This is a genomic window from Streptomyces sp. NPDC060232, from assembly GCF_042726555.1.
Classification (GTDB): Bacteria; Actinomycetota; Actinomycetes; order Streptomycetales; family Streptomycetaceae; genus Streptomyces.
This window is the reverse complement of record NZ_JBHXAG010000016.1, coordinates 142846-159428: the sequence shown is the minus strand read 5'-3', so window position 1 is coordinate 159428 and position 16583 is coordinate 142846. Positions and strand designations below refer to the sequence as shown.

The window sequence follows — 16583 nt, the reverse complement described above, 5'->3', positions numbered from 1 at the left end:
CCGCCATGACCGACCGACTGACCGTGGAAGAGCTGGCCGCGCTGATGAAGAAGGGTGCGGGCATCTCCGTCGATCCCGCCGTCATGGCGGCCCGGCCCGATGCGAAGTTCGACGAGTGGGGGCTGGACTCCCTGGGCCTGCTCGGTATCGTCGGCGAGCTGGAGAACCGGCACGGCCGGCCCCTGCCCGCGGGTGCGGACCAGTGCAAGTCGCCGCGCGAGTTCCTCGACCTCGTCAACGACGCCCTGACGGCCGGAACCTGACGCGCCGGGGCGGACGGGCGCCGCCGCCCGGCACGCATGACGACGCCCCGGCACCGGCCGACCGCCGGTACCGGGGCGTCGTGGTGCGCGTCGGCCGGGATCACCCGGGCACGGTGCACTCGAAGGCGTGCAGGTACGCGTTGACGGGGCGGACGTCACCGAGCAGGAGTCCGGCGTCCGCCAGACGGGTGCGCAGGCTCTCCTCGGTGTGCTTCGCCCCGCCGACGTTGAGCAGCAGCATCAGGTCCATGGCCGTGGTGAACCGCATCGAGGGGGTGTCGTCGACGAGGTTCTCGATGACGACGACCCTGGCTCCGGGGCGGGCCGCGGCGACGACGTTGCGCAGGGTCCTGCGGGTGCTCTCGTCGTCCCATTCGAGGATGTTCTTGATGATGTAGAGGTCGGCGTCGACCGGGACGGCCTCGCGGCAGTCGCCGGGGACGATGGCGGTCCGGTCGGCGAGGGGGCCGCCGTCACGCAGCCGGGGATCGGCCTTCGCGGCCACGCCGGGCAGGTCGAGCAGGTGCCCGCGTACCGTCGGGTGCTTCTCCAGCAGGCTGGCCAGGACGTGTCCCTGGCCGCCGCCGATGTCCGCGACGACCGAGACGCCGGTGAGGTCGAGGAGGTCCGCGACGTCCAGTGCCGACTGCATGCTGGAGGTGGTCATGGCGCGGTTGAAGACGTGCGCCGACTCGTGCGCGTCCTCGTGCAGGTAGTCGAAGAACCCCTTGCCGAAGAGGTCGTGGAAGATGCTCCCGCCGGTGCTGACGGCGTCGTCGAGCCGCGGCCACGCCTGCCAGGTCCAGGGTTCCGTGCACCACAGGGAGATGTAGCGCAGGCTGTGCGGGTCGTCCTCGCGCAGCAGCCGCGACATGTCCGTGTGGACGAAGCTGCCGTCCTCGGTCTCGGCGAAGATCCCGTAGCAGGACAGGGCGCGGAGCAGTCGTTGCAGGGGCTTCGGTTCCGCGTGCACCGCGGTCGCGAGTTCGGCGGGGGTGGCGGGCGCCTCCCCGAGGGCGTCGGCCACCTTGAGTCGCGCGGCGGCGCGTACGGCGGCGGCGACGGCCGCGCCGAAGGCCAGCTCGCGCAGGCGCATGGCCGGCGGGGGCGTGTGCGGGGGGCCGGCGTTCGGGGCGGGGACGGGCGCGGGGGTGGCGGCGGGGGTGGCGGCGGGGGTGGAACTCACCGTGGTCATGCGGGCTCGATTCTCCTGATGAGGGGGGACACGGGTCAGCACATGCCGGCCGGCACGGAGGTGTCGCACCGGTTGTCGAGGAACCGGTTGCCCGATCCGGTCCCCTGGTTGGCCAGGTCGTACGGCAGGTTGTCCCGCACCACGTTGTCCTCGATGACGTTGTCGGTGTTCGTCGCACCCACGAAGCTCTTGAACAGCAGGATGCCGCCCGACAGCGGGGACGATCCGACGTTGCCCCGGATGGAGTTCGAACGCACGACCGTCTCTTCGGCGCCGGTGAGGACGACGCCGACGCCCTGGATGTCGGGGAGGCGGCTGTTGCCCTTGCAGAACTTGTTGTTCTCGTGGATGCGGTTGCCGCGGATGGTCAGGTCCCCGGCGCCGGGCTCACCCTCGTCGCCGACGACGAACACGCCGCCGCAGTTGCCGGTGAGGTGGTTGCCGCTGACGGTGAGGTTCCGGACGCGCCTGACCGTGACCCCGATCCGGTTGCCGGTCAGCCTGTTGCCGCGGATCACGGCGCCCCGGGTGTCGGTGGCGCCGCCCTCGCGCGCGACGGTGTTGGCGATGAAGATGCCCGACTCGGCGTTGTCGCGGGCGATGTTGTCGCGGAAGAAGCCGCGGGTGGACCGTTCCTGGGCGATGCCCCAGGTGCTGTTGTTCTCGGAGATCACGCGCTCGACGCTCAGGCGGTCGGTGTACGAGGCCCAGATGCCGTTCCGCTTGAAGCCGGACACGGTCAGCGCGCGGATCTCGACACCGGTGACGGGATGCTCCTCCGTACCCATGACGCAGATTCCGGTGTCGGCCTGCGAGCAGGCGAGGGCGGCCCGTCCGGACGCCTTCGGCGTGGCGGGCAGGGTCGTGGCGGCAGGCGGCTTGATCACCGTCCGCTCTCCCCACCCGCGCAGCGTCAGCCTCTTCGTGATCAGCACGTTCTCGTAGTAGGCGCCCGGCATCACGGTGATGATGTCGCCCGGCCGCGCGGAGTCCACCGCGTCCTGGATCGAGTCGCCCGGGCGCACTCGGTGTCCGGCCGCGGATGCGGGTGGCGCGAAGAGGCCGAAGCCGGCGGCCATGACGACGGCGATGCACGTGAGGGACTTGAGTTGTCGGTTCGTCACCATGCAGAATTTATGGGCGATTGCGACAAATCGCCACACTGGGTGAGCGGATCGACGCATGCCGTGGGCAAACGGCCGCATTTTGACGCCCGGAGAGTGGATCGTCGTACCGCAGGCGGGTCCGGCGGCCCGCACCCCCCCGCGCTGTTGCCCTCTGGCCTGCAACGGTGCAGGCCACGCGGGGTTTCCCGGTCCCCCTCGGGAGGGGCAACGGGCAACCCGTCGACCCCGGCGCCCGGGCGGCGCCAGGCTGGAGCCGTCAGCACGAGGCACGAACCGCAAGGGGAAACCATGCGCAAGCTGTTCCGCGGCGCCGCCGCTCTCGCCACGTCCGTCGTCGCGGTGATCGCACTCAGCGCCTCGGTGGAGGCCAAGCCGGTCGACACCTGGGCGGGATGCCCGGACGGGGCGGTGTGCATCTACCCTCAGAACCAGAACCCGGCCGTCAAGCCGACGCACGTCTTCTACCGGTACGGGGCGCACAACCTCAGCAACCAGTTCGGGCATCACTGGGTGCTCAACAACCAGTACGGCGGTGCGACCGCAAACCTGTGCACCGGCTCGGGCGGCGCGGGCTGCGGCAGCACCATCGCCGCCAAGACCGGTGTGTACGCCGACCTCACGCCGATCAACTCGATCCGCCTCAACCGCTGACGCCCCCCGCGAGGAGGACGGCCGGAGTCGCCGCACGGCGGCTCCGGCCGTTCCTGTGCTCGTCATACCGGCTGGAAGCTCCCATTTCCGGCCGCCTCGCGCGGTAGCCTGGGCGACGCCATCTCGCTGCCTGGGCACCTGCCATGGGGGATGTTTTGGGGGATCCGGACCGTCGGCGCAAGACCGACCAGCTGCGGGAGTCCGACGACACCGCGCGGCCCTTCCCTGCCCAGCTGAGACGTCTGCGGTTGCAACGCGGCCTGTCCCTCGCTGACCTCGCGCGCGAGACGCACTACAGCAAGGGCTATCTGAGCAAGATCGAGACCGGCTCGAAGCGGGTGACCGTCGATGTCGCGCGGCGCTGCGATGACGTCCTGCGGGCGGGGGGTGAACTGCTGCGGATGGCCCGGGAAGCCGAGGCGTCCGAGGGCGGTGCCGCCTCCGGCGGCGTCGCCGTGGCCGGGCCGCGGGCGGAGGGCGAGTGCCCCTACCGCGGCCTGCCCGCCTTCACCGCACGGGACGCCCGCTGGTTCTTCGGCCGGGAGCGGGCCACCGCCGAGCTGGCCGAACGGGTCTTCGAGCGGATCGGCGCCGGGCCCCTGGTGCTCGTCGCCCCGTCGGGCGCCGGGAAGTCCTCCCTGCTGAACGCCGGCCTCGTACCGGTCCTGCGGGGCGGCGGCTTCCCGATGCCGGGCGCCGACACCTGGCCGGTGGTCAGGTTCACCCCCACCGCCCAGCCGCTGGAGGAACTGCTCGGCCGCGCCGCGAAGGTGCTGGGCGGCGATCCCGGCATCACGGCAAGGGAGTTGCGGGAGCGTCCCCACGCCCTGCTCGAAGCGGTCCACCGGCTGTCGGAGCCGCCCCCGGCGGCTGATCCGGGCCTGCCCGCGCCGCCGCTGCGTCCGGTGCTGCTGGTCGACCAGTTCGAGGAGCTGTTCACCCTCTGCACCGACGAGGACGAGCGGCGGGCGTTCGTACGCGTACTCTGCGCGCTGGCGGTACCGGGCCCAGAGCCGACCGCGCACGATCCGGCCGTCGTGGTGCTCGGCGTACGGGCCGACTTCTCCGGCAACTGCCTGGACCTGCCGGAGCTGGGGCCGGTCTTCACCGGCGGGCTGTTCGTCCTGCCGCCGATGTCGCCCGCGGAGCTGCGGGAATCGATCACCCGGCCGGCCCGGCTCGCCGGTCTCGCCCTCGAACCGGGGCTGGTCCCCCTGCTGCTGCGCGACGTCGGCCCGCGCGACGACCCGCCCGGCGGGACGACGCCCTCCGGCGCGCTGCCCCTGGTCTCCCACGCGCTGATGGCCACCTGGCGCCAGCGCGAGGGCGCCACCCTGACCGTCGCCGGCTACGAGCGCACCGGAGGCATCCAGGGGGCCGTCGCCCGGACCGCCGAGGAGGCGTTCGGCCGCCTCTACCCCGCCGAGCAGAACACCCTCCGCCGCGTCCTGGTGCGGCTGGTGCACGTCGCCGACGGTACGGGAGCGACACGCCGGCGGATGAGCCGCACGGCCCTCATGGAGCAGCTGGCCGACGCCGGCCCGGCCGCGGCCGCGCTCGACGCCTTCGTACGGGCCCGCCTGATCACCATGGACAGCGACACCGTGGAGATCACCCACGAGGCCCTGCTGCACGCCTGGCCGCGGCTGCGCGGATGGATCCGCGCCGACCGGGCGGGGCTGCTGATCCACCAGCAGCTGGCCCACGCCGCGGCCGAGTGGGAGCGCGAAGGCCGCGATCCGTCGGCGCTCTACCGGGGGACGCGGCTGGAGACGGCCCGCTCCTGGGCGGACGAACTCGACGGACGAGCGCGGCTCGCGCCCCGGGAGGCGGCCTTCCTGCGGGAGAGCCGGGCGGCGCAGGACGGCCGCGAGCGGCAGGCCTCCCGCCAGGCGCGGCTGCGCCGGTGGATGCTGGCCACGCTGGCCGTCCTGCTGGTCCTGGCCGTGGGCGCCGGCGGGCTGGCGTACCAGCAGCGCGCGGGCGCGCTCGGCCAGGAACGGATCGCCCGTTCACGGGCGCTCGCCCTGCAGTCGGCGGCGCTGGCCGCGGGCCAGCCGGAGGCCTCGATGCTGCTCGCCGGCGACGCGTACCGGACCGCGCGGACGAGCGAGGCGCGCGGGGCGCTGCTCAGCACGCAGTCGCAGCCGTTCGTGGCCCGTCTGGGCGGGCACGGCGGGCCGGTCAACACGGTGGCCTTCGGACCGGACAACGGCATGCTGGCGACGGGCAGTTCGGACGGGACGGTGACCCTGCGGCGGGTGTCCGACCGGCGGACGACCGCGACGTTCACGATGGCCGGGCGGGTCCGCACGGTCGCCGTGAGCCCCGACGGCCGGACCCTCGCGGCGGTCTCCACGGACGGGCCGGCCCGGCTCTGGGACACCGCCGACGGCCGTACGAAGGCGGTGCTCCCGGCGAGCACGACGGGCTCGCGGACGGTGGCCTTCGCGCCGGACGGGCGGACCCTGGCGACCGGCTGCCCGGACGGGACGGTACGGCTGTGGGAGACCACCGGGGAGTACCGCGCCGTCGCCTCCCTGGCCGGGCACACCGGGCAGGTCAACGCCCTGGCGTACGCCTCGGACGGGCGGGCGCTGGTCTCGGCCGGCGCCGACCGGAGCGTACGGCTGTGGGATCCGGTGGAGGCCGCGCCGCTGGCCGTGCTGTCCGGGCACACCGACGAGGTACTGGGCGCGGCGTTCGCCCCGGACGGCCGTACGGTCGCCTCCGGGGGCGTCGACCGGACCGTCAGGCTGTGGGACGTGGCCGGGCGCCGTACGACGGCCACGCTGACCGGGCACAGTGACGACGTCAACGGCGTCGCCTTCACACCGGACGGGACGACGGTGATCAGCGCGGGCGGAGACGGCGCGACCCGGTTGTGGGACGTCGCGGGCGGCCGGCTGACGGCGACGCTCGCCGGGCACACCGACTACGTGCTCGGGGTGGCCGTGGACAGCCGGGGCGCGCTCGTGGCCACCGCCGGGTTCGACCAGTCGGTGGTGCTCTGGGACCTGCGGGGCGCGGTGCTGGCGTCACGGCCGTTCACGGAGATCTGGCACGCCGCGTACAGCCCGGACGGGAAGCTGCTGGCCACCGCGGAGGCGGATCACGTGGTGCGGCTGTGGGACGTGGCCGGGCGCCGGGTCGTGGCCGCGTTCGAAGGGCACGGCGAGACGGTCTTCGCGGTGGATTTCTCGCCGGACGGGCGGACGCTGGCCTCGGCCGGATCCGACGGCACGGTCCGGCTGTGGGACGTCGCGGCGGGAGGCCCGTCGGCCACGCTGGCCGGCCAGGGCGGGACCGTGTTCGCGGTGGATTTCTCGCCGGACGGGCGGACGCTGGCCTCGGCCGGCTCCGACGGCACGGTCCGGCTGTGGGACGTCGCCTCGCGCCGTCGGCTGGCCACGCTCAGCGGGCATACGGATTTCGCCAACGACGTGGAGTTCAGCCCGGACGGGCGCATCCTGGCGAGCGCCGGCGACGATCTGACCGTCCGCCTGTGGGACGTGGCGGGACGCAGGCCGCTGGCCGCCCTCACCGGCCATACGGGTGCGGTCCGGGGCGTGGCCTTCAGCCCGGACGGGCGGACGCTCGCCACCAGCGGCAACGACGGGACCGTACGGCTGTGGGACGCGCGGCGGCACCGCTTCGAGGCGGCGCTGGCCGGCCACACCGGCTCCGCGCGGGGCATCGCCTTCTCCCCCGACGGCCGCACGCTGGCGAGCAGCGGCAACGACCGCACCGTGCGGCTGTGGGACGTGGCCGGCCGACGCGCGCTGGCGGCGCTGGCCGGACACACGAACGCGGTGTGGGGCGTCACCTTCGCCCCCGACGGGGGGACGGTGGCGAGCAGCAGCACGGACGGCACCGTACGGCTGTGGAGCCTGGACGTGGAGGCGCGGTTGGCGGTGGTCGACCGGCTGCGGGAAGGGCCGGCCGGGTCACCGCCCCTGGGCGCCCACGCCATCCGAAGAGGGGCGTTCTTGAGCGGGATGTGACGCGGCGGCCATGCAAACTGCGCGTTCCCCGCCGAGGGCCGCGGTCCTCTCGCCGGTCACCCGGGGTTTCCGTCGAGCGGCCCCGAGGGGGGCGATGCCCGCCGCGTCGGCGTGTATCACATCGCGCCGCTGCCAGACGCTTGATCGCGCCGCCGAGGGGTCCGTGCACGCGCCGGATGATGCACGAAGGCGCGACGATCGGTCAGGGGTTGAGGCTGGAGACGGCGTTCGCGGTGGCCGTGAGGCCGTCGTGGATGGTCGCGGCCATGCTGCTGCTCGCGAGATAGAAGCCGAGCAGGACGCAGACGAGGGCGTGCGAGAACTTCAGCCCGCCACTGCGCAGGAAGATCCAGGCGAGGATGAGGAGCAGGACGACCACGGAGAGGGACAGCACCATCGAGACCTCCTGAGTCACCGTCATGGTGGCGCAGAACCGGGTGCTTCCGGGCGAACGACGTGTCCGCCGTACGGGTGTTGACCGTCCGTGACGGGCGTCAGTCCTTGACGATCTCGTTCCAGTGGGTCGTACGCCCGCACCAGCGCCCCAGCAGCACCGGGTCGTGGCCCACCGCGAGGAGCCCGGCACCCGTCTCGGCGCGGTAGTCCTCGACGACCCCGACCAGGGCCGCCGCGGTGGAGGCGTCCAGCATCGCGGTCATCTCGTCGCAGACCAGCCAGCGTGGCCGCAGCGCCAAGGCGCGGGCCAGGCAGGCACGTTGCAGCTGGCCGTCGCTGACCTCGTGGGGGCGGCGGGAGAGCAGGTCCGCGCCGAGGCCCACCCGGTCCGCCAACTCGGCCACCCGCGCCGCCGCTTCCGTACGCCGGCCGGTCGCCCGCAGCGGTTCCGCGACGAGGTCGCGCAGCCGCAGGCGGGGGTCGGCGGCGAGCCGCGGCTGCTGGAAGACGACGCCGACCGCGGTGCGCAGGGAGCGCGGGGCGCGGTGGGAGAAGCCGGTCACGGCGTGGCCGTCGAGGGTCACGGTCCCCCGGTCGGGCCGGTGCAGCAGGGCGGCGACCCGGGCCAGGGTGGACTTGCCGCAGCCGCTCGGCCCGAGCAGGCCGAGGGACTCCCCCGGGCGCAGGGTGAGGTGCGCACCCCTGACCGCGGGGGCGCGGCGGTCGTAGCCCGCGGTGATGTCCTTGAGCTCAAGCATGGTGGCAGGCCACCCCTTCGGTGAGCGCGGGCCGCCGGGTGCGGCAGAGCGGGTCGGCGGCGGCGCAGCGGGCGGCGAAGGCGCAGCCGGGCGGGAGCGCGCCGAGTTCGGGCGGCGCCCCGGGGACGGGCGTGAAGGCGCGTTCGGGGAGGGCGTCGAGGAGGCCGCGGGCATAGGGGTGGCGGGGCCCGGGGCCGCCGAAGAAGGCGGCGGCCGGGGTGATCTCGACGATCCGCCCCGCGTACATGACGGCGACGGTGTCGGCGATCCGCTCGGCCGCGGCCAGGTCGTGCGTGATCATCAGCAGTGCCCTGCCGTCGGCGCGGGTGTGGGCGCGCAGCTCGTCGACGGTGCGCTCGACGAGGTCGCGGTCGAGGCCGGTGGTCGGCTCGTCGGCCAGGAGCAGGGGGGCCTCGCCCACGAGGGCGAGGGCGGTGGCCGCGCGCTGGGCGAGGCCGCCGGAGAGTTCGTGGGGGTGGCGGTCGAGGTGGGAGGAGGGGAAGGCGGCGCGCCCGGCGGCCGCCTCCGCCGCCGCGCGCAGGGCGGTCCGGCGGGGGCGCTCGCGGCGGGCGGGCCGGCCGGGTCCGTCGGATGCGGCGGCCGGGCCCACCAGTTCGCGGACGGTCTCCTCCAGGTGGGCGCGGACGGTGCGGACCGGGGTGAGGTGCGCGGCGGGGCTCTGCGGGACCAGGCCGACACGCCGGCCGCGTACGGTGCGGGCAAGGGTGCGCTCGTCGGCGGCCAGCAGGTCGAGGCCGTCGGCGAGCCGGGCCGATCCGGCGGTCTCGGCGTTGCCGGGGAGCAGGCCGAGGAGGGCGGAGGCGAGCACGGACTTCCCGCAGCCGCTTTCGCCGACAAGGGCCAGGCTCTCGCCGGGGGCCAGGGTGAAGGTGGCGTTGGTGACGGCCTCCACATACCGTCCCGCGGGCATGCTGAAACGGACGGAGAGCTGCTCGACGCTGAGCACGGGCGGAGGGTTCGGCGGCGGGGTCACAGGGTCAGCTCCGATCGGCGGCGCGGGTTCTGGCGGTCGCGCCAGGCGCCCGCGAGGCCGGCGACGGCCAGGGTCGGGACGATCAGGAGCAGGCCGGGGAAGAGGGTGGGCCACCAGTCCCCGGCGAGCAGCGAGCCGCGTCCGCCCTGTACGAGGCCGCCCAGGCTCGCCTGGTGGGCGGGCAGTCCGAGGCCGAGGAAGGACAGGGCGGACTCGTGCCACATCGCGTGCGGAATCATCAGCACGGCGGCGAGGCCGGCCTGCGGGAGGATGGCGGGCACCAGGTGCCGTACGGCGACCCGCCACCGGGAGGCTCCGCCGGAGACGGCGGCGTCCACGTAGGGCCGGCCGCGCAGGGACAGGACCTCCGCGCGGACGATCCGGGCCGTCGAGAGCCAGTGGGTGGCCGCCACCGAGGCGACGACGGGCCAGACTCCCGGCCGGAACACCGCGACGACGAAGATGCCCAGGAGCAGGTGCGGGACGGAGGAGAGGGTGTCCACCGCGCGCATCGCCAGCCGGTCGGTCCAGCCGCCGAGCGCACCGGCGGCCGCGCCCACCGCGGTGCCGATCACGGTGGCGGCCAGTGCGGCCACCAGGCCGACGAGCAGGGAGACCCGCAGTCCGTAGACGCACCGCAGCAGCAGGTCGCGTCCGACGTCGTCGGTGCCGAAGGGGTGGGCCCACGAGGGGGGTTGCAGCTTCGCCGCCAGGTCGACGGCCTGCTGGTCCAGCTGTGCCAGCGGGGGCACGGCCAGCACGGCCAGCACGATCACCGCCATGACGGCGGCGGAGGTGCGGACGCGCAGGGTGCGGGTGGCACGCCGGGTGCGGCCCTGCGGGCGCCAGATCGTCTCAGCCATCGAAGCCCACCCTGGGGTCGGCCAGCCCGTACAGCAGGTCGGACAGCAGGTTCCCGGCGAGTACGGCCGCGGTGGCCAGCACCGTCAGGGCTGCCAGCAGCGGGAAGTCGACCGCGGTGGCCGCCTGTACGGTCGCCGCGGCGATGCCCGGCCAGCTGAAGACGGTCTCCACCAGCAGGGCGCCGGTGATCAGTTCGGGTACCCGGGAGCCGATCAGCGTCAGCATCGGCAGCATTCCGGAGCGCAGGGCGTGGCCGAGCAGGACCCGGCGCTCGGCCAGGCCCCGAGCGCGGGCCCCTCGTACGGGGTCCTCGTCCAGTGCGTCGGCCACGCCCTGACGGACGTACAGGAAGAACCAGGGCAGTTGGGAGACGCCCAGCACCAGCGCGGGGAGCACCAGGTGGGAGGCGACCTGCCCGGCGGTGACGGTGTCGCTGCCGGCGTCGGTGAGGCCGCCCGAGGGCAGTGCGCCGAGCCGTATCGAGAAGAACCAGATGGCGAGCAGTGCCAGCCAGAAGGCCGGGGCGGCCTCCAGGGTGTAGGCGAGCGCGGAGACGGCACGGTCCAGCGGGCCGCCCGGCCGGCGCGCGGCCAGGACGCCGAGCGCGGTGCCCGCGAGTACCGCGACCGTGAAGGCGCAGGCGGCGAGGAGCGCCGACCAGCCGACGCGCTCCGCGATGACGTCGGACACGGGCTGGCGCATGACGGCGGAGGTGCCGAGGTCGCCGGTGAGTGCCGAGGTCAGCCAGTCCCACCAGCGGGCGGTCAGGGGCTGGTCGGCGCCGAGGTTGATCCGCAGCTGGTCGAGTTCGGCCTGTGAGGCGGTGAGTCCGGCGGTTCCGGCGTAGGCCTTGACCGGGTCGAAGGGGGAGAGCGCGGCGAGGGCGAAGACGCCGAAGGTGACGGCGAGCAGAACGGGTGCGGCGGACAGGGTCCGCCGCCCCGCCATACGCGCCATCGGCCTCCAGGGGAGGCGGACGGGGCGGGTGGTCACGGGGTGGGGCTCACTTCTGCTTCTGCCGGGGCTTCCAGTTCTCGACGTTCCACCAGGGGCCGGCGCCGAGACCGTGGTCGTGCGGCTCCACCTGGGTGCCGAGCCCGTCCCACCGGTCGTTCACGACGTAGAGGTGGTCGATGTGGGTGAGGAAGACGTAGCCCGGGTTCTCGGCGAGCCGGCGCTGCACCGTGTCGTACGCGGCCTTGCGGACCGCCGGGTCGGCGCTGCGGCGCCCTTCGGCGAGGGCCGCGTCCACGGCCGGATCGTCGTACCAGGCCATGTTGTTGAAGCCGTCGCCGCCGAGGGAGGAGGTGAGCAGCAGGTACTGGTCGAAGTCCGGGTCGGCCGGTGAGCCGCCGCCCGCGAGGACGGCCTCGGTCTTCATCCGGGGTTCGATGACCTCCCAGGTCCCCGCCTCGGCCTTGACCTCGATGCCGGCCTTCTTGGCGTCGGACGCGAAGGCGAGGGCGTGGTCCTGGCGGATCTTGTCGCCGGAGGTGTACCAGAGGGGGAAGGAGGCGCGGACCCCGTCCTTGGCGCGGATGCCGTCCTCGCCCGCCTTCCAGCCGGCGTCGTCGAGGATCCTGCGCGCCCGGTCGAGGTCGTGGCGGCGCTCGGTGCCGGCGGTGAACCACGCGCTGTCGGTGGGCACCGGGCCGAAGGCGGGCCTGCCCGCGCCCTCCAGCAGCTTGTCGACCATGGCCGTACGGTCCACGGCGATGTCCAGTGCCTGCCGGACGGCGAGGTCGCCGGTGACCTTGTGGTGCGTCGGGAGGGTCACGGTGCGGTAGTCGAAGGTCTTGGCGGCGTAGGTGCGGCGCGCCGCGTCCTTCGCGAAGCCCTCGGCCAGGTTCGGCGGCAGGATGGCGCCGTCCAGTTCGCCCGAGCGCAGCCGGGTGGCGCGTACGTCGTCGTCCTTGACCACGGCCATGGTGAACTTCTTGACGGCGGGCTCGCCGCCCCAGTAGCCGGGGTTGGCCTTGAAGCTGAGCTTCTCGCCCTTGGACCAGCCGGCGAGCACGTAGGGGCCGGTGCCGACGGGCCGGGTGGTGAAGTCGCCGCTGTTGACGTCCTGCCTGCCGGCGATGTGCTCGGGGGCGATGGGCAGCACGGTCCGCTCGGCGAACGGCGCGTAGGGGTACTTCAGGGTGAAGACGACGGTGTCCTCGCCCTTCGCCTCGACGGCCCCGATCGCGTCCAGCTCGGTCTTGGAGGCGTTGTTCGTCCCCGCGTCGAGGATCGTTGTGTAGGTGAAGACGACGTCCTTGGCGGAGAAGGGCGCCCCGTCGCTGAACTTCACGCCCTGGCGCAGCTTGAAGGAGTAGGTGCGCCCGTCCGCGGAGACGTCCGGGAGGGACTCGGCCAGGGCGGGCTTCAGCTTCATGTCCGCGTCGTGCGTGAGCAGGCCGTCGAAGATCTTGGAGTTGCCGTCCTTGCCGTAGCCCAGCAGCGGGCTGAGGCTCTCCGGCTCGGTCGCGATGCCGACGACGACCGAGTCCGCGCCGGCGGCGCCGCCGACTCCGGATCCGGGGGTGGAGCAGGCCGCCACGCCCGTGATGAGTGCGGCGGCCACCGTCGCCGTGGCCGCTCCCCGTACTGTCCGGGCCGTCATGCTCTGCACATCCCTGTTCGCGTTCATCCGTTATTGCAAAGAGCTGGCAATAATGCCAGGCGTGATCAGAAGTCGACGAATCGGGTCACGTCACCTGTCACCGGCGCACAGGTCTTGTCGCCCTCCCGCCTTCCATGCCATACATGTCTAGACCTTTACGGAAGCCGAGGAAGGCACCCCGTGCGACGCAGCGCCCCCACGCTCGCCCTCTTGCTGACCCTCGCCGGCCTCGCCGGCCTCACGGGCCTCACCGCGTGCACCGCGCCCGACACCGAGCCGCCGCCCACCCCCACCGGGCTTACCGCCCAGGCCGGCAGCGCCACCTCCGTGCACGTCATGTGGGACGCCGCGGCGGACCGGGCCGGGGTGACGCGCTATCAGGTCTTCGAGGGCGGACGACTGGTACGGGAACTCCCGGCCGAGAAGACCATGGTGGACATCACCGGCCTCACCCCGCAGACCGGCTACTCCTTCACGGTGCGGGCCGAGGACGCGGCCGGGAACCTCTCCGGAGCCGGTCCCGCGGCACTCGCGACCACCCCGGAGGCCAAGGCCGAGGACCGCCTGGCGCCCACCGCCCCCGCCACCACCACCGCGAGCGCGACCGGCCCCCGGTCCGCCCGGCTGTCGTGGACACCCTCGACGGACGACACCGCCGTCACGGCGTACGACGTCCACCAGGGCGGCGTGCGCATCCATACGGCCGGACCCGGCGAGAAGGAGACCACGCTGACCGGCCTCCAGCCGGACACCGTCTACACCTTCACGGTCCGGGCCCGGGACGGCGCGGACAACTCCTCCCCCGACGGCCCGGCCGTGGACGTCAGCACGCCGCCCGCCTCCGGCGACGGGCCGCCCACCGCACCCGCCGACCTCACCGCGACCGCCTCACCGGGCACGGTCACCCTCACCTGGACCGCCCCGGACACCGGCCGCGCGACCGCCGAGTACGAGCTGTACGTCAACGGACGGCCCACCACCGTCATCCAGTTCGGCGCCGGCGCGGTGCCCGCCGGCCGGGTGGAACACCGCCTCACCGTGGCCGAACCGACCGGCACCGAGTGGGCCGTGAAGCTGCGGGCCAGGCTCCCCGACGGCAACTGGGGAGCCTTCTCCGCCGAGCGTCGGATCACCCTCGTCGCATGACCGGGAGGCACCGATCCGGCCCTAACGGCACGGTGGGATAAGAAGATCGCGCACAATACTCCCGTGTTCGGTGAGTACTCGGTCAATGACAATCAGCCAGATTCCGTGAACGGCGCACCCCGGCCCGGCGCCGGGGCACCCTCGGGAAACCTGCCGCCGGAACCGGCGAGCTTCGTCGGCAGGCAGTCCGAACTGCACCTGCTCCAACGGCTGTTGCGCGAGCGGAGACTGATCACCTTGACCGGTGTGGGCGGCGTCGGCAAGTCCCGGCTCGCCCTGCGCGCCGTCGCCGACGCCCGCCAGGCCCGGCCCGACGGCGTCTGGTGGGTCGAGCTGTCACCACTGCGCGACCCCGCCCTGCTGACCGCGACCATCGCGCACGCCGTCGGCCTCGTCGACCACTGCCCGCGTCCGCTCGACGAGGAACTGTGCGCGTGGATGGCCGACAAGGAGCTCCTGCTCGTCCTGGACACCTGCGAGCACCTCGTCTCCGACTGCCGCCACCTGGCGGGCGAACTCCTGCAGTCCGCACCCGGGTTGACCATCCTGATCACCTCGCGGGAGCCGCTGGGCTGCGCGATCGAGGAAGTCGTCGAGGTCCGTCCGCTGCCCTGCGAAGGACCCGACAGCGACGCCCTGGCCCTCTTGCGCGCCCGCGCCCTCACCGCGTCCCCCGGCGCCGCCGCCGTCTTCGCCGACCCGGAGCGCACCGCGGTCGCCGCCGAGGTGTGCCGGCGCCTGGACGGCATCCCCCTCGCGCTGGAACTCGCGGGCGCCCGGCTGCAGTTGTGGACGGTCGAGCAGATGGCCGAGCGGATCGGCGAGCGCTTCGAGATGCTGTCGGACGCCCGCGTGCCCCGGCCGCCGCGGCACCAGACGATGCGCACCACGATCGGCTGGAGCCACGAGCTGTGCGAGCCACTGGAACGCCTGTTGTGGGCCCGGCTCTCGGTGTTCACCGGCGACTTCGACATCGCCGCGGCGCGCGCCGTGTGCGCGGGTGGCCCGCTGCCCGCCGCCCGGGTGGAGCGCGTACTGGCCGGCCTCACCGCCAAGTCCGTGGTCCTGCGCTCCGAGGAACGGGGCGCCGGTACCCGCTACCGGCTGCTGGACACGATCCGCGAGTACGGGCAGGACTGGCTGGCCGAACTCGGCGAGGCCCAGCTGGTCACCGACCGGCACGCACACTGGTACGCGGCGCTCTCACAGGCCGCCGACCGGGGCTGGATGGGCCCGGGACAGGTCGACTGGTACCGCAGGATCACCGCCGAGCACGCGCAGCTGCGCACCGCCCTGGAGCACCTGCTCACCGCCGACCCGACGGCGGCGCTGGAGATGGCCGGGAACCTGTGGTTCTACTGGTTCGCGTGCGGGCACGTGCACGAGGGCCGGGCCTTCCTGGAGCGGGCGCTGCGGCTCGCTCCGCGCACGGAGGTCGCGTACAACCAGGCCCTGTGGTCCCTCGGGCTCACGATGGTGCTCCAGGGCGACATGGACCAGGCCCGGCGCCTCGGCAAGCAGTGCGCCCGGCACGCCGCCCACCTCGCGGACCCCGAGCGGGAACTGCGCGCCGCCTACCTGCACGCGGCGTCGGTCCTCATGCCGGGCGACCCGGTACGGGCCCTGGAGCTGTCCGGCCCACGGGCGCGGGCCTCCCACGGCGGACGGCCCACCGGGCCGGGCTGGCTCCTGTGCAAGCTGACCACGAGCTACTCCCTGTGCGCGCTGGGGCGCTTCGACGAGGCGGCCGAGGAGGCGCGGTCCCTGCGGGAGGCCTGCGCAGAGCTGGGCGAGCGGTGGATGCGCGCCTACGCGGACTACGTCCTGGCGGTGGCCGCGCTGGGCCTGGGCGACCACGGGGAGGCGGCACGCCACGTACGGGCGATGCTGTCCGGCAAGCGGCTCCTCGGCGACCGCCTGGGCATCGCACTGGGCCTGGACCTGCTGGCCACGGCGGTGGCCGGGCTGGGCGACGGCGAGCTGGCGGCCCGCCTGCTGGGCACCGGGCACGCGTGGTGGCGGACCGTGGGCCGGCCGCAGATGGGCTCGCCCTCCCTGACGGCCATACGCGACCAGGGCGAACGGCAGGCGCGGGCGGCGATCGGGGACGCGGCCTTCGAGGCGGCGTTCCGGGGTGGTGCGGCGGCGTTCACGGGCTGAGGGCGGCAGCCCGTGAACGGCTCGCTGCGTAATGCCGTCGGGGGCTCCCGTCAGTACGGGAGGGGTCTGCCCGACGGTGTGCGCAGGTCCAGGTCTCGGGGGGCGGGCTTGGGGACGGGCTTGCGGATCAGCTGCTGGCGCATGCTGCCTCCTCGCTCAGACCAGGGCCGGGCGGCGGGGTTCCACCGCGCGGCTGTCGGGGAGCAGTTCACCGGTGTCGTCGAAGATCACGACTCCGTTGCAGAGCAGGCTCCAACCCTGTTCGGGGCGGGAGACCACAATGCGGGCGGCGTCGTGGTCGGCGCTTTCGGCGGCTGGGCAGGGGGGCTGGTGGGAGCACATGGCGCACCTCCTCGCGATGTGGGGCGGGAGGGCCGGTGGTCACCCGGTCGAATCCGCGATCCACGGTGGCGGCGA

At 73.8% G+C, this 16583-nt stretch carries 14 protein-coding genes; 5 read left to right on the top strand and 9 right to left on the bottom strand.

Translation table 11 applies throughout. The features are described from left to right. The first annotated feature begins 5 nt into the window (after nt 1–5). On the top strand, nt 6–263 hold the full coding sequence (locus ACFWFZ_RS23325; protein WP_387124723.1) for an acyl carrier protein: 258 nt from the start codon (nt 6–8) through the stop codon (nt 261–263). Nucleotides 264–363: 100 nt separating this feature from the next. Here ACFWFZ_RS23325 and ACFWFZ_RS23320 read toward each other — a convergent pair whose 3' ends face one another. Both ACFWFZ_RS23320 and ACFWFZ_RS23315 read right to left on the bottom strand, forming a co-directional pair. Beyond that, entirely contained in the window at nt 364–1458 is a 1095-nt protein-coding gene (locus tag ACFWFZ_RS23320; RefSeq protein WP_387124722.1) for a methyltransferase, read from the bottom strand. Between the two features lie 35 nt (nt 1459–1493). After that, nucleotides 1494–2585: a nitrous oxide reductase family maturation protein NosD gene (locus tag ACFWFZ_RS23315; protein WP_387124721.1), complete on the bottom strand. Its 1092-nt coding sequence runs from the start codon at nt 2583–2585 to the stop codon at nt 1494–1496. A 288-nt stretch (nt 2586–2873) separates the two neighbouring features. Here ACFWFZ_RS23315 and ACFWFZ_RS23310 point away from each other — a divergent pair, with 288 nt between their 5' ends. Together ACFWFZ_RS23310 and ACFWFZ_RS23305 are read left to right on the top strand one after the other, a co-directional pair. Next, nucleotides 2874–3236, top strand: coding sequence for a hypothetical protein (locus ACFWFZ_RS23310; RefSeq protein ID WP_387124720.1), 363 nt, complete (start codon nt 2874–2876; stop codon nt 3234–3236). 143 nt (nt 3237–3379) lie between these two features. Next, nucleotides 3380–7240 carry a helix-turn-helix domain-containing protein gene (locus tag ACFWFZ_RS23305; RefSeq protein WP_387124719.1) on the top strand — a complete coding sequence of 1287 codons (3861 nt, stop codon included), beginning with the start codon at nt 3380–3382 and terminating at the stop codon, nt 7238–7240. A 202-nt stretch (nt 7241–7442) separates the two neighbouring features. On the opposite strand, the gene ACFWFZ_RS23300 is transcribed toward ACFWFZ_RS23305, so the two are convergent. From ACFWFZ_RS23300 to ACFWFZ_RS23275, 6 genes are all read right to left on the bottom strand, one after another. Further along, on the bottom strand, nt 7443–7637 hold the full coding sequence (locus ACFWFZ_RS23300; protein WP_387124742.1) for a hypothetical protein: 195 nt from the start codon (nt 7635–7637) through the stop codon (nt 7443–7445). A 97-nt stretch (nt 7638–7734) separates the two neighbouring features. Then, entirely contained in the window at nt 7735–8394 is a 660-nt protein-coding gene (locus ACFWFZ_RS23295; RefSeq protein ID WP_387124718.1) for an ABC transporter ATP-binding protein, read from the bottom strand. Continuing rightward, complete coding sequence (locus tag ACFWFZ_RS23290) at nt 8387–9325, bottom strand: oligopeptide/dipeptide ABC transporter ATP-binding protein (RefSeq protein ID WP_387124741.1); 939 nt, start codon at nt 9323–9325, stop codon at nt 8387–8389. Before ACFWFZ_RS23290 ends, ACFWFZ_RS23295 begins: the two co-directional genes overlap by 8 nt. 59 nt (nt 9326–9384) lie before the next feature. Then, the gene (locus ACFWFZ_RS23285) at nt 9385–10251 is read right to left on the bottom strand and encodes an ABC transporter permease (protein ID WP_387124717.1); all 867 of its coding nucleotides are present in this window, start codon (nt 10249–10251) and stop codon (nt 9385–9387) included. After that, nucleotides 10244–11209, bottom strand: coding sequence for an ABC transporter permease (locus tag ACFWFZ_RS23280; RefSeq protein WP_387124716.1), 966 nt, complete (start codon nt 11207–11209; stop codon nt 10244–10246). Before ACFWFZ_RS23280 ends, ACFWFZ_RS23285 begins: the two co-directional genes overlap by 8 nt. Nucleotides 11210–11255: 46 nt before the next feature. Then, the gene (locus ACFWFZ_RS23275; protein WP_387124715.1) at nt 11256–12860 is read right to left on the bottom strand and encodes an ABC transporter substrate-binding protein; all 1605 of its coding nucleotides are present in this window, start codon (nt 12858–12860) and stop codon (nt 11256–11258) included. A 180-nt stretch (nt 12861–13040) separates the two neighbouring features. Here ACFWFZ_RS23275 and ACFWFZ_RS23270 point away from each other — a divergent pair, with 180 nt between their 5' ends. Then, on the top strand, nt 13041–14006 hold the full coding sequence (locus ACFWFZ_RS23270) for a fibronectin type III domain-containing protein (RefSeq protein ID WP_387124714.1): 966 nt from the start codon (nt 13041–13043) through the stop codon (nt 14004–14006). 105 nt (nt 14007–14111) lie between these two features. Further along, nucleotides 14112–16166: an ATP-binding protein gene (locus ACFWFZ_RS23265; protein ID WP_387124713.1), complete on the top strand. Its 2055-nt coding sequence runs from the start codon at nt 14112–14114 to the stop codon at nt 16164–16166. 156 nt (nt 16167–16322) lie between these two features. Here ACFWFZ_RS23265 and ACFWFZ_RS23260 read toward each other — a convergent pair whose 3' ends face one another. Beyond that, entirely contained in the window at nt 16323–16508 is a 186-nt protein-coding gene (locus tag ACFWFZ_RS23260; protein WP_030820612.1) for a DUF5999 family protein, read from the bottom strand. Nucleotides 16509–16583: the final 75 nt, after the last annotated feature.